The organism is Olsenella sp. oral taxon 807, from assembly GCF_001189515.2.
Lineage (GTDB): Bacteria > Actinomycetota > Coriobacteriia > Coriobacteriales > Atopobiaceae > Olsenella_F.
Genome location: NZ_CP012069.2, coordinates 1,540,949 through 1,554,064 on the forward strand (window position 1 = coordinate 1,540,949; position 13,116 = coordinate 1,554,064).

Genomic DNA, 13,116 nt, shown 5'->3' on the forward strand with positions numbered 1-13,116 from the left:
CGCACAGAATGAAGCGATTAAAAAGGTCCCTGAAGTCAATGGGAGCACACCAGGTATGACCAAGAAGGCCCCCTCACAGGCAAAGCGCAGCTCGAAGCCTACTGGGACAGGCAAGGCAACTGGGGGCCGCAAGCCCCGGAAGCGCTTCGAGACCATCAGCTCCGAGCAGGGCGTCAAGTCGTCCGCCCCACCGACGCACTTCAAGAGTTCCGCTCCAGCAGAGACCTATGCCTGGGCGAGGGCGAACGCGAAGAGAAGGGCGAAGGCAGCGGCGGGAAAGGGGCTTGGCCTTTGGAAGATCCCAATCGCCATCATATCTACGCTTGCCGTCATCTACCTCGCAGGCGTCGTGGTGTTCACAAACCTGCTGTTCATGCCCCGCACCACGATCAACGGGCGGGACGAGTCGCTCAAAAGCGCCGCCGATGTGGCCAAGACCTACGAAAAGGAGAGCAGCGCCTACGCGCTCGACACGACGGGCGATAACGTCAAGCTCACGGTCAAGGCCTCCGACATCACCCTTGACTACAACTTCACGCATGCCCTTGCCAACATCGACCGGCTTGGTGCCGCGTGGCAGTGGCCGGTCAGGATGTTCAGGGGAAACGACATCACCGTTAACTTCTTGCCCTCCTATGACGAGAACAAACTTGCGGCCGCCGTCAAGGGCGCGGTCAACATGGCCAACGTCGGCGCCACGCCACCGACCAACGCGACTATCACATACAACGCAGAGAGTAAGTCCTACGAGATCACACCCGAGAAGGGCGGCACCGTCGTGGACGAGCAGAGCGTCCTCTCCCATGTAAAGGCCGCTATCTCGACCTCAGCAAAACAACTCAGCCTTGGCGAGGACGCGCTCGTCACCCCGACGGTCCTCTCGAATGATCCCAAGCTCGCCAATGCCAAGAACAAGGCAAACACAATGCTTGCGGCCACACAGAATCTTACTGTCAACGATAAGACCGCCGCCACCGTCACGGCTGACCAGATCGCTGGCTGGATGGTGCTGGACGACACCCTAACACCAACTGTCAACGTGGATGCGATCACAGAATGGACGCGAGGCGATTTCTCCGAAAGCGTCGATACGGTAGGTACCACGCGCAACTATACGACACCCTACGGCAAGGAGGTGAGTGTGTCGGGCGGCACCTACGGATGGACGGTCGATGGCGCGGCGCTCGCACAGACCATCGCTAACAACATCACCGCAGGTACCGCGACAACCGTCCAAGTCCCCTTCTCCGCAACTGCCGCGACGTACAATCCCGGAAGTGCGGACTGGCCCAAGCGCTACATCGACGCGGACCTCTCCGAGCAGCATGCCCGCATGTATAACGAGAACGGCGAGCTGATCTGGGAATCAGACTTCGTCTCGGGAAATCCCTCGGTAAATCACAGCACACCTGAGGGCGTCTACGCCGTCAACAACTACAAGGGCAGAAACCAGACGCTCAAAGGCGTCGACGAGAACCATGACGGACAGCCCGACTACACGAGCCATGTGAAATATTGGGTCCCCTTCGTCGACAACCTCGTAGCGTTTCACGATGCATGGTGGAGGGGCTCCTTTGGCGGCGGCATCTACCGGCACAACGGGAGCCATGGCTGCATCAACCTTCCCACCTCAGCGGCGGCTGAGCTCTACGATCTGACAGAGATAGGCGATGTGGTGGTTGTCCACGAGTAGCGCTTACTGCGTGCGTGACAGCGACGCACGTAGCAAACTCGTTTGAAAGCTGTATGACCGACCACACCCCAGTCTCGTGCCTTGCAGCTTTGAGAGGCTTCGTGAGTTCGTGTGGGTGGGTGGTTGCGTTACCGTTAGGGCGGCGTGGGCATCACCACCAAGGCGACGACGACGCAACAGTGTACACAGATTGGCGAAAACGGCCTCTCGGAGCCATTTTGGGGCATTTGTGTACACTGTTGCGACGTTGTGGACAGGCGTGGGGACGCAGGAGTGTACACAGATCGGCGAAAATGGCCTCTCGGAGCCGTTTTAGGGCATTTGTGTACACTGTTGCGACGTAAGCTGCGTCGGGTGGCACGAGCGCCCCAACCGCCATGGTGTGCCGGCAGCGCCCCCTCGGTGGCCCGCCTCTCCCCTGGTCGGGAAAACAGGCTTTGCGCGAGTGGCGCCGCCGTCAGGCTGGCGTTTTCACCGGGGTATCAACCCACACAAACCCCCTAAAAGGGAAAGTTTCCTCCCATACCCCTGCCAAGGCCATCCATGCCCATGTCACGCATCATGCCCCTCAGCTTACGCTTGGACTTTCTGGGACCTGCGTCCATGGCCTGCCTCATCTTGCCCATCATCTTGTTCATCTCGCCCCACTGCTTGATGACCTGATTGACCTCCTGAACACTATGGCCCGAGCCTGCGGCGATGCGACGGCGGCGTTGCCCGTTGATCTTCTTGGGCTTGAGACGCTCCTCCTTGGTCATGGAGTGGATGATAGACTCGATATTCGTAAGCTGAGACTCGTCCATGCGTGCTCCCGACTGGCGCATCATTCGCTCGCCGCCGGGTAGCATGCCTATCATCTTCGAAATGCCACCCATCTTGCGTATCTGCTGTAGCTGAGAGAGATAGTCGTTCATGTTGAAGCCCTCAAGCAGCATGCGCTCGGTATCGGCCACCTGTTGCTCATCCGCAACTCTTTGGGCCTGCTCGATGATGCCGTAGACATCACCCATCCCGAGGATGCGCTTGGCCATGCGGTCTGGGTGGAAGGTCTCGAGCGAGTCGGGCTTTTCTCCCATCGAGACGAACTTGATGGGCTTACCCGTGACCTCTCGGACCGAGAGAGCACCGCCACCGCGGGCGTCGCCATCAAGCTTGGACATGATGACGCCATCGAAGTCCACGCGCTCGGAGAACTCCTTGACGACGTTCACGATGTCCTGTCCGCTCATCGCATCGACGACCATGAGAATCTGGTCGGGCTTGACCGCATGCTTGATGTCGACGGCCTCGCGCATCATCTCCTCGTCGATCTGCAGACGTCCAGCCGTGTCCACGATCACAATGTCGTTGAGGTGATCGACAGCCTCCCGGATGGCTCCTGATGCCACCCTCACGGCATCTTTGCCGTCGCCGCGAAAGACCCTCACACCTATCTCGCCGCCGAGCGTCTCGAGCTGGTCGGCGGCGGCCGGCCTATGGGTGTCGCAGGCCGCCAGAAGCGGGCTTCTTCCCTGATGCTTGAGGAGGTAGGCGAGCTTTGCCGCAGCCGTCGTCTTGCCCGATCCCTGAAGACCCACGAGCATGATGACGTTAGGCGTGCGGTTCTGCGCAAAGACGAGCTTGGACTCAGTGGAGCCGAGCAGTTCCGTGAGCTGGTCGAGCACGATTTTCACGACGTTCTGGGCGGGCGTGAGCGAGTCGAGGACCTCGACGGTCATGCAGCGTTCCTTGCAGCTGCCCACAAAGCCCTTCACGACACGGTAGTTGACGTCCGCCTCGAGCAGCGCCATGCGAATCTCGCGCATGGCCTTGCTGATGTCATCCTCGCTGAGACGTCCCTTGCCCCTCAGCGCGTCAAAGGTCGACTGGAGCCTGTCGGAGAGGCTGTCGAACATGTCTATCCCCTTTCTTTCGTACCCACGAGGGCGGCACAGAAGTCATGTGCGTCGAAGGGCTGCAGGTCACCCACGGCCTCACCGACACCGATGCGAAAGATAGGCAGCCTTAGGTCATGGGCGATGGCGACGGCGATGCCGCCCTTGGCGGTGCCATCGAGCTTCGTGAGTATGATCCCGTCCAAATCAAGAGAATCGTTGAACTCCCGCGCCTGGGCAAGCCCATTTTGTCCCGTCGTCGCATCGATCACGAGGACGACCGAGACGGGGAGCACAGAACGCTTGCGCGTGACGTCCACGACCTTGGCAAGCTCCCTCATGAGGTCCGAGCTCGTATGAAGGCGTCCTGCCGTGTCGATGAGGACGAGATCGGTGCCCTCGCGCTCGGCGCGCTCACACACATCATAGCAGACGCTCGCTGGATCCGCCCCCCGCTCGCGAGTGACGACCTCGACGCCTGCGCGCTCGCCCCAGACCTCGAGTTGCTCGATTGCAGCGGCACGAAAGGTGTCCGCACCGCCGATGAGGCAACTCTGCCTGCGCCTTCTGGCAACACTGGCGAGCTTTCCCACCGTTGTCGTCTTACCTGTACCGTTGATGCCCACGAAGAGTACGCAGGAGGGCAGATCGTCAAAGGGATCGCGCGTGGCCTGGGGAAACGCCTTGGCCAGGCGATCGGCCAGGGCGCGCCTCAACTGCGGGGCCGTCCTGAGACCCTCTCGTGCTGCCTGCTCGCGCAGGTCATCGGAAACCTGTAAGGCAACCTCGCCACCCATGTCGCCCATCACGAGGCGATCCTCGAGCTCCTCCCAGAAGTCCTCGTCGACCTCGCCACCCATGTAGAAGATCTCGCTCAGGGCCTCCCGCGAGCGCGCGAGACCCCGTTTCAGCTTGTCAGCAAGCCCCATCAGGCACCGACCACCTTTCCTGTTGTCTTGTCCAGACGCTGGCTGACGACATGACTCACGCCATCGGCCTGCATGGACACACCATAGAGCACGTCCGCCTGCTCCATCGTACGCCTCTGGTGGGAGATGACGATGAGCTGCGTCGTATCCTTGAGCGTCTCGATCGCGTCAAGCAGCTTCGAGAGGTTCGAGTCATCAAGGGCTGCCTCGACCTCGTCGAAGACGTAGAAGGGCACCGTGCGCGCCTTGTACACCGCAAAGAGGAGCGCGAGGGCCGTAAGAGACTTCTCCCCACCGCTCATGAGCGTCATCTTCTGTATCCTCTTGCCACGCGGCTGAGCGACGATCTCGATGCCTGTCTCGTCCAGGTGGTCGGGCTCGAGAAGCTCCAGATGCGCCTGGCCACCAGGGAAGAGCAGCGAGAAGATCTCCGCAAAGTTGGCGTTCACCCTGTCAAAGACGGTGACGAACTGCCGACGCATCTTGCGCTCGATCGCGGCCATGATCTTCTTGAGGGCAGCCTCGGCCCTCTCGAGGTCCTCGACCTGCTCGGCGATGTAGTCCCCTCTCCCCTTGAGCTGCGCGTACTCGTCCATCGCGACCTCGTTCACCGGGCCGATCCCCTCGATCTCGCGCTGAAGCCTTCCGATCCTGCGCTCCATGGCCTCACGGTCATCGGGCGCGGGCAACCTGAGGGCATCCTCGAGGACGTGACCGTCGGCCGTGATCCGACCAATGGTATTCTCTACCTGCACCTCGATCTTACCCTTCTCGACCCTGACGTCGCCGAGCCGCGCCTTGGCGGCCTCGAGCTCACTTGCGGCATCCTCCACGGCCCTGCGGGCGTCACCTATCGTCTTCTTGAGCGAGTCGGAGTCCGCCTCGGCGAGCGATGCCCTGTCCCTGAGCCTCGACGCCCAGGAAACGGCACGCTGTCGTATCTGTTCGTAGCGTCTGTGGAGGGGCTCGACCCTGAGCTGCACGACATCGAGCGCCTCGGCGGTCCGCACGGTCTGGGTCAGGCGGCGCTTGATGGCGTCCAGCTGCGCGGCGAGCTGCTTCTCCCGGGCGGCAAGGTGCCTCTTGCGCTCGGAGGCCGTCGCGAGCCTGAGCTTGACGCCGGAGAGCTCGTCAGAGAGCTCCCGCTCCTCGCGAGAGGCAGACAGGCGATCGGCGTCTGCCCGCTCGAGTCTGTCGGCAAGGCCCGCGACGCGCTCCTGCGCCTCGCGCGCGAGTCTCCCGTGATTCTCCACCTCGGCTCGGGCCTGTGCCGTGCGCTCCCTTGCTGCCCTACGACTCTTGGAGACCTGAGCCTGCTCAAAGCGAGCCTGCCGTAACTGCGCCTCAAGGCGACCCAGCTCGGAGCCGAGCGACGAGCGCTCACCCGAAAGGCGCGCAAGCTCGCCCTTGGCCGTAGCGCTCGCGTCCCTAGCCGACGTAAGCGCCCCTTCAACGCCCACGACCTCGTCCTTTGCATGAGCGAGCACCTCCTCGAGGCCGACGAGGGCCTCCCTACCCGCCCGGATGCGACGTTTGCGCTCAAGCGCGCCTTGGTCGGGACCTGAGGGGACCACACCCACAGACGTCCTGCCATCAGTGCCCACGACCACGCCATCACGCGTCACATAGCAGTGTCCAGGGTCTTTTGCACTGGCGTCGAGCGCCTCATTGAGGCCATCGACAAGGCGGATGCGACCGAGAAGGGCAGCAACGAGCCCCTCAAAACCTTCCCTCGCCTTGACCTGCCCCACAAGAGGCTCCCCTGTCGTCTCACCTGCCTCTGGGACACTCTGTCCGGCAGCGTACCGCACACGATCGAGCGAGACAATCGTGGCCCCACCGGTGACACCTGACGCAAGGGCATGGCCCACCAACTCTTGAAGTCCCTCCGTTGTGGCGGTGACCAAGGCCGAAAGGTCCTCCCCCAAGATACGCTCGACAAGTCCCTCAAGCTCCACCGGCGCCTCCACGAGATCGGCGATGCGAGCAAGGACGAGCTCGGGTGAGTCCTTCGTGAGCTTGGCCACCAGAGCGCTTGAGTTCTCTGCCTGGGCGTCAAGCGCTTCGAGTGCCGAGAGCGTGGCCTTGGCACCCGAGAGCCTCTCACGGGCAGCGCTCTCAGCGTCTCTCGCACAGGCAAGCTCGCCTTGGCAGACCTCGATGCGCCGCGCAGACGTGTCGGCCTGACTGCGGGCGTCAGAGAGTTCGTCCTCGACCTTCTCCCTCTGCGCCCTGAGCCCACGCAGCGCCTCCTCGGCAGTCGCGATCCCGTCCTCGATCTGCGCGAGGCGACTCGCAAACATCTGATCCTCTACCTCGGCATTCGAGATCTGGTCCTTGAGTTTCGCGTGGGCGAGGGCCTCCTTGTCCGCATCGCGCTGGCTTGAGCGCTGGTCGGCGCCGAGGCGAGAGACTTCGGCGCTAAGCGCGCGGTGCCTCTCCTGCACCTCCCTTAGCCTGGGGGTAAGCGCGTCCACATCCTGCCTGAGCTGTCCCTCCTCTCCACGCACACTCGCAAGCTCAGCCGCTACCCGCTCGTGCTCCCTGGTGGCGTCGGCCTGACTGTGCTCCATAGAGGAGAGGTTCGCCCGCAGCTCCGAGAGCTGCGAGACCATGTTCTTGCCCTTCTCCTCGAGCAGACGCATGTCCGAGTCCATGCGAGCGAGCACGCCCTGCATGCGACGACGCTGCTCGCCGAGGTCGCCCACGAAGATGCCCTTCTGCTCGAGGAGGGACTGGTATCGCTCAAGATCCCTGCCCTTCTCGTCGAGGCGGTACTGCGCAAGCTCGATGGCAGCCTCCGCCTCGCGCCCGCGCCCCTCGAGGACACCGTAGCTCTCCTGCAGACGCCTGAGGTCGTCGACGGCAAGGGTGCAGCTGAGCCTCGAGAGCTCGTCAGCGAGGTCTCGATGGCGCTTCGCCTTGTCTACCTGACGCTCAAGTGGCCGAAGCTGCCTGTTGATCTCGCGCTGGATGTCCTTGGCACGGATGAGGTTATCCTGCATGGTGGCTATCTTGCGCTCAGAGCGCAGTTTGCGTCTGCGATGCTTGGAGATGCCCGCCGCCTCCTCGACGAGCTCACGGCGTTCCTCGGGACGGCTGGACAGGACGGAGTCGAGCTTGCCCTGGGAGATGATGGAGTGAGTGTCCTTGCCAAGACCCGAGTCATGCAGAATGTCTGTGATGTCACGCAGTCGGCTCAAGGCGCCGTTGATCAGATACTCCGACTCGCCCGAGCGATACATCCTGCGCGTGATGGCGATCTCGGAGAAGTCGATGGGCAGGGTGTGGTCCGTATTGTCGAGCGTGAGGGTGACCTCGGCAAGGCCGACGGCAGAGCGACCAGAGGAACCCGAGAAGATGACGTCCTCCATGGCCTGGCCGCGCAACATCTTCGCACTCTGCTCGCCAAGCACCCAGAGCATGGCATCTGCGATGTTTGACTTGCCGCTTCCGTTTGGTCCCACGACGACGGTGAGGCCAGGATCAAAGGACATGAGTGTCCTGTCCGCGAAGGATTTGAACCCCTTAAGCGCTAGCGACTTGAGATACACGCGAGAGGCCCACCTTCCTAGATGGTACCGGTACCATCGTCTGGTGAGGTCGCAGCTCGCGTGACGCCGCCTGCCAAGACCCTGTCGCCCAAACCGTTATCCACGCGCTCACTCAGGTGGCCAAGCGCGTCAAGGGCCGCCGCAGTCTGCGCCTCCTTCTTGGAGGAACCACGACCTCGTCCTGCGCGCCTGCCCTCGATCAGCACGACACTCGTGAAGGTGGGACTGTGCGCGGGACCCTCCGCGCCCACGAGTTTGTACACCGGAGCGCAGCGGTACGCCCTCTGTGTGACCTCCTGGAGCCGTGATTTGGGCGAGAGAGGTTCCTTGGCAAGCTCAGGCGAGACATGGGGGCCGAGGGTCCTTTTCACAAAGTCATGGGTCTTCCTGTAGCCCGCATCAAGGTAGAGCGCACCTACGATGGATTCGTAGACGTTCTCGAGCGCAGAGCTCAGGCCCCGCGCCCCCGTGCCCCGCTCAGACTCGCCGAAGACGATGTGTTTGCCGAGGCCGAGCGCACCTGCCACCTCACTTAGCGTCTTGCCCGAGACGAGCGAGATCTTGAGCCTGGTAAGGCCACCCTCGTCCATCTCGGGGAAGCGCTCGTAGAGGTCGGTCGCGACCATAGCGCCCAATATGGAGTCGCCCAAAAACTCGAGACGCTCATATGAGGCCGAGACCGGCCTTCCCTCGACGGCGGAAGGATGGGTCAGGGCAGCGCCTATGAGCTGTTTGTCGGCGAACTCGTGACCAATGAGCGCCTCGACTGCGCTCACGTGTTTGTAAAGCCTCAAGAGGTCTCCTCGGCGCGGGCAGCTTCGATCACGCGTACCACATCAGCGATGCTCACGATGGTCTGCGGCTTCTCGTCGTCAAACGGTATGCCAAATTCGTCCTCGATGGCGATGATGAGTTCAAGCAGGTCAAACGAGTTCGCATCAAGCGACTTGAATTCGGTGTCCTCACTCAGGCCGGCGGGATCACACTCAAGCTCCTCACTCGTGAGCGCAATGACCCTCTCGAGAATGGCGGCATGGTCCATGATCACCCTCCAGGTGACTCAGGTCAGCTTCCAAGGCCCTCGGCAAGCTGGCTATCTGCAATACGATTGTACTCTCGGCCTGACCACTCGCCTACGCCACCTCGGCAACTATCCTATCCACGAGTCGGGAGTCGTGGGCGCGGGCACAGGCGAGCGTCCCGTTCTTGACAGCCTCGGCCGAGGTGGCACCGTGACCGATGAGGACCGGTGCCTTGAGACCCAAGAAGATGGCTCCGCCGTACGCGTCACCCGAGAGCTTCTGAGAGAGGTCCTTGAGGGCAGGCTTGATCATGAGGGCGCCGACAGCCGCGCGCTTGGAGTCCCCGATGGCACTCTTGAGTTCACCGAGCAGGAACTTCGCCGTGCCCTCAAGTGACTTCAGGGCGACGTTTCCGGTAAAGCCATCCGTCACGATAACGTCAAAGCGACCAGCAAGCAGGTCCGTACCCTCACAGTTGCCCACAAACCAGCTCTCGCCAAGCGCTGCCAGTGCCGTATGGGCGGCCACGACGGCACTTGATCCCTTGGTGTCCTCGGAGCCGTTGGACAAGAGCGCCACCGTGGGGTCATCGACACCAACGACGACTCTTGAGTAGGCACGTCCCATCTGCGCGAACTGGACGAGCATGTCGGGCCTCACGTCGGCATTGGCCCCCATGTCGAGCAAGACGGTGGGTCTTCCCGTGGTGCCAGGGAGGGCCGTCGCGATGCAGGGGCGCTTGACTCCAGCTATCCTGCCCACACCCAAGCTGGCTGCGGCAAAGACGGCACCTGTCGAGCCTGCCGAGAAGAATCCGTCAGCCTCGCCGTCACGCACGGCAGCACAGCCTCGCACGATACTCGAGTCCTTCTTGGTGCGTATGGCCTCGGTGGGGTGCTCCCCCATCTCGATGACCTCTGTCGTCACGAGTGCCCTCGCACGCTCACGACCAGCGCAGAAGGGAGTGACCACCTCATCGTTTCCGGCAACGATGACCGAAAGTCCCTTCTCGGTCGCAAGCGCGGCCTCAATCCCCGCAAGGACTACATCGGGTTTCTCATCCCCGCCCATGGCGTCAACGCATATGCAACTCATTGTCCCTCCTCGATCTGGGCATGCCACACGCCAAAACAAGAGAAGGCCGACCCTCACGGGTCGGCCTCCGAGGTCGCCCAGGAGATCTGCGCGGCTCGGCTACTCAGTGACAACGACCTCGCGATCCCTATAATAGCCGCAGTTGGGGCACACATGATGCGGAAGTTTGATTGAACCGCACTGTGGACACACCGAGCGTGGCGAGACGGCGAGCTTACTGTTAGCCGAGCGACGGGTGTGCGTGGCGCCACGACCCTTCCTTTGCTTAGGTACTGCCATTCTGAACCTCTCTTGAATCTATTCGCCCTATAAGGCACAAGCGACTCATCCTCTTTCAATGCAATATGTGACTATACCATGTACGAGTATCTTGCATGGGGATCCTGTCCCCTTCACAGCGATTCTTCCATATACTGAACGAAGAACGCACTGCTACGCGTACACTGTTGGTAACCACACATGGACTACAATGACAACCGTGCACGCAAGTAATGTGAACCGATCACGGGTCTGACGTTCTATGATGCGTGCACGGGTCCAAACCGGTGAGGGGATATTGTGTCGTTCATCTTCAGACGTAGCGAGGACAGTGGCGAGCAGACGGAGCAAGACGAACTCAGCCACTTGTATCTTTCAAGCACAGATCTGTTCTGCCTCCTTGGTGGTCCCGAGGCGCGCCTCCTCTCTTGTGGTGACATCAGGCTTCCTCGCACTAACGACGACAATCTGCAGCGCAAGCGTGACACCTGGCTGGGAAAGCTCGTCAAGCGGCTCGAGCCCCAGGGCTGGGTGGACGTTGAGGGCAATCCCAACGACGAGCTCCGAAATGCCTTGGAAGCTCTGAGAGATCCCTATCTTGTCATCTCTGAGCACCCGAGGTACATCCAACCAGCCTTCGTCATCGCCGTCACCGCGACAGAGGCGACGGGCTTGGTCGCGGCACAGGGTCCTGTAGGGTGGGGGCGGTGGAGCCTAAGGCCGTTTCCATCCGATGACCGCACGATCTGGTCGGCATACTTCCGTGATATCGTGCCAGAGAACAGCTTCCCCTTCTTTCCCGCCGAGCGGAGCTACCATGCCGCGTGGGTAGAGGACGTCCCAGGTGAGCTACTTGGCTACATCCGCAGCGGAGCCGTTCGCAAGGCACGCGAGTATGCCGCACGCGCCGGCATCGACGCAGGCGTTGTGGGCAAACTGGCAGCAAGTGCCGCCGCCGACCAGATGCGCTTCCACGTGTCCGTTAACCTCTTTGGAAGCATCGACGCATCCAGTACGCCCGACCCTGAGACGACCGCAGCTCACGAGTTCCCGCGATACCGTACGGCGCTCGTCCTCCCAAGCCTCGGGGCGGTCCTGTCAGACTGCCACGCTTGGAACCCCGGAGTACCCGATGACTGGTTCTATGTGGACGATGATGATCCCGAGCGCAAGGAGGTACTGGAGCTCACGCGCTTCCTCTCCTTTGACACACATCGCTCGGGACGCCTCTTTGAGGCTCTCTCGTACGTGCCCACCTATCCCACCAGCATCATACCCCGTTGAGTACGAAAAAGGCCCCCTCGCCTCTATCACTGGAAGGGTATGATCCCAAGGAGCGTGAAGCCCAGCAGCAGTAAGAGTATGTTTGATACTACGGAAAAGCCAAAGGCCAGTTGTGCGTACTTGCCCCGCGATGAATAGTAGAGTGAGATGGTTTCGATCGCAAAGCAGGTTGTGGCTATCGCAAGCGGAAAAAGAGTATGGGGAAGGGCCTCGTTAAGATCAATGATGAGCAGGAGGGAGAAGAACACCTGAAGAGTGAGGAGGATGCGCCACATCCACCTGTCCTGCATGGCGATTCCCGAGCAAAAGGACACAAAGATGTCCAGCAGGAAGAGCGGGATGAACAGAGGGAGGAAGGGTGGGAGATAGGGCCACATAATCAGAAATACCTCACAATCTCCCCTGCATACCGTCCGACACCGGCTGAGCAAGGTCCACCGGTAACGAGAGAAAAGCCGATCAAATTGAACCGAGCAACCGTAGAGTCTTCCTCCCTGCCAAAACGCGATCTAGCAACTCGCAAGACCCAATTTAATCTGCGTTCCCCTAAACTCTATGTACATAGTCTATAGCCTACGTAATAGGACAGCGGTAGTCAACCTCAGAATGTCCCGGTGGTCTCAGATTGGAGACTTAGCGACAGGTAACGATGCGGACACCTTCCGAAACGGTGAGCCCTCCTCCGTTAGCTCAAGAAACATATCCTCTAAGGACTCATCCGCGCTAAAGCGTGTGTGCAGATCCTCCACACTTCCTTGGAAAAGCAGTTCACCACGAGCGATCACACCCACACGGTCCACGACCCTCTCGGCAACGTCAAGCACGTGAGTGGAAAAGAGGACGGTCCTTCCCGCATCAGCATGGGCTCGCATGCTGTCCTTAAGGATGCGAGCAGCTCTCGGGTCAAGGCCAACCATGGGCTCATCCAAGATCCAGACATCGGGATCAGGTAACAGTGCCCCTATAACCATCATCTTCTGGCGCATGCCATGGGAGTAGGAGAGAAGCTGCTTTTCTAGCGCATCCTCCATGCCAAACCGTCGCACAAGCATCGGGGCACGCGTCGCTCGCGTGTCCTCGGACACACCGTAGATATCGGCAACGAAGCGCAGGTACTCATAGCCCTTCAGACGCAGGAGATGGTCCGGGGAGTCGCTCACATAGCAAAGACGTCGCTTAGCCTCAATGGGATCCTTTACAAGATCGGTGCCATCGACCTCTATACGACCCACATCAGGCGAGAGCACACCCACTATCATGTTGAGCAGCGTCGACTTACCCGCACCATTTGGTCCGAGGAGTCCGAATATCTGACCAGAAGGTATCTCGAGCGAGAGCTCGTTCACGGCGCGAGTACGGCCCCCGTCGTAGGACTTGCTCACATGCTCAAGCCGTATCACGTCGATA

General features: G+C 60.9%; 11 protein-coding genes. 2 read left to right on the plus strand and 9 right to left on the minus strand.

The genetic code is table 11. The features are described from left to right. Window positions 1–55: 55 nt before the first annotated feature. Entirely contained in the window at window positions 56–1,693 is a 1,638-nt protein-coding gene (locus tag ADJ70_RS06570; RefSeq protein ID WP_050344439.1) for a L,D-transpeptidase family protein, read from the plus strand. A 500-nt stretch (window positions 1,694–2,193) separates the two neighbouring features. Here ADJ70_RS06570 and ffh read toward each other — a convergent pair whose 3' ends face one another. The 7 genes from ffh to rpmF form a co-directional block, all read right to left on the minus strand. After that, window positions 2,194–3,588, minus strand: coding sequence for a signal recognition particle protein (gene ffh, locus ADJ70_RS06575; RefSeq protein WP_050344440.1), 1,395 nt, complete (start codon window positions 3,586–3,588; stop codon window positions 2,194–2,196). 2 nt (window positions 3,589–3,590) lie between these two features. Next, on the minus strand, window positions 3,591–4,496 hold the full coding sequence (gene ftsY / locus ADJ70_RS06580; RefSeq protein WP_050344441.1) for a signal recognition particle-docking protein FtsY: 906 nt from the start codon (window positions 4,494–4,496) through the stop codon (window positions 3,591–3,593). Then, the gene (gene smc, locus ADJ70_RS06585) at window positions 4,496–8,050 is read right to left on the minus strand and encodes a chromosome segregation protein SMC (protein ID WP_050344442.1); all 3,555 of its coding nucleotides are present in this window, start codon (window positions 8,048–8,050) and stop codon (window positions 4,496–4,498) included. The genes ftsY and smc overlap by 1 nt, the downstream gene beginning before the upstream one ends. 17 nt (window positions 8,051–8,067) lie before the next feature. Further along, window positions 8,068–8,844 carry a ribonuclease III gene (rnc, locus tag ADJ70_RS06590; RefSeq protein WP_083443860.1) on the minus strand — a complete coding sequence of 259 codons (777 nt, stop codon included), beginning with the start codon at window positions 8,842–8,844 and terminating at the stop codon, window positions 8,068–8,070. Further along, window positions 8,841–9,092, minus strand: coding sequence for an acyl carrier protein (locus ADJ70_RS06595; protein ID WP_050344443.1), 252 nt, complete (start codon window positions 9,090–9,092; stop codon window positions 8,841–8,843). The genes rnc and ADJ70_RS06595 overlap by 4 nt, the downstream gene beginning before the upstream one ends. A gap of 91 nt (window positions 9,093–9,183) precedes the next feature. Beyond that, window positions 9,184–10,167: a phosphate acyltransferase PlsX gene (plsX, locus tag ADJ70_RS06600; RefSeq protein ID WP_050344444.1), complete on the minus strand. Its 984-nt coding sequence runs from the start codon at window positions 10,165–10,167 to the stop codon at window positions 9,184–9,186. Window positions 10,168–10,266: 99 nt separating this feature from the next. Further along, on the minus strand, window positions 10,267–10,446 hold the full coding sequence (rpmF, locus tag ADJ70_RS14060; protein WP_083443861.1) for a 50S ribosomal protein L32: 180 nt from the start codon (window positions 10,444–10,446) through the stop codon (window positions 10,267–10,269). A gap of 279 nt (window positions 10,447–10,725) precedes the next feature. Here rpmF and ADJ70_RS06605 point away from each other — a divergent pair, with 279 nt between their 5' ends. Then, window positions 10,726–11,709 (plus strand): hypothetical protein, encoded by a 984-nt coding sequence (locus tag ADJ70_RS06605; RefSeq protein WP_050344445.1) that lies wholly within the window; start codon window positions 10,726–10,728, stop codon window positions 11,707–11,709. Window positions 11,710–11,735: 26 nt separating this feature from the next. Here ADJ70_RS06605 and ADJ70_RS06610 read toward each other — a convergent pair whose 3' ends face one another. Beyond that, a complete protein-coding gene (locus tag ADJ70_RS06610) occupies window positions 11,736–12,086 on the minus strand; it encodes a hypothetical protein (RefSeq protein WP_050344446.1) in 351 nt (116 codons plus the stop codon). 243 nt (window positions 12,087–12,329) lie between these two features. After that, window positions 12,330–13,109, minus strand: a complete 780-nt coding sequence (locus tag ADJ70_RS06615) for an ABC transporter ATP-binding protein (RefSeq protein WP_050344447.1) — start codon at window positions 13,107–13,109, stop codon at window positions 12,330–12,332. Window positions 13,110–13,116: the final 7 nt, after the last annotated feature.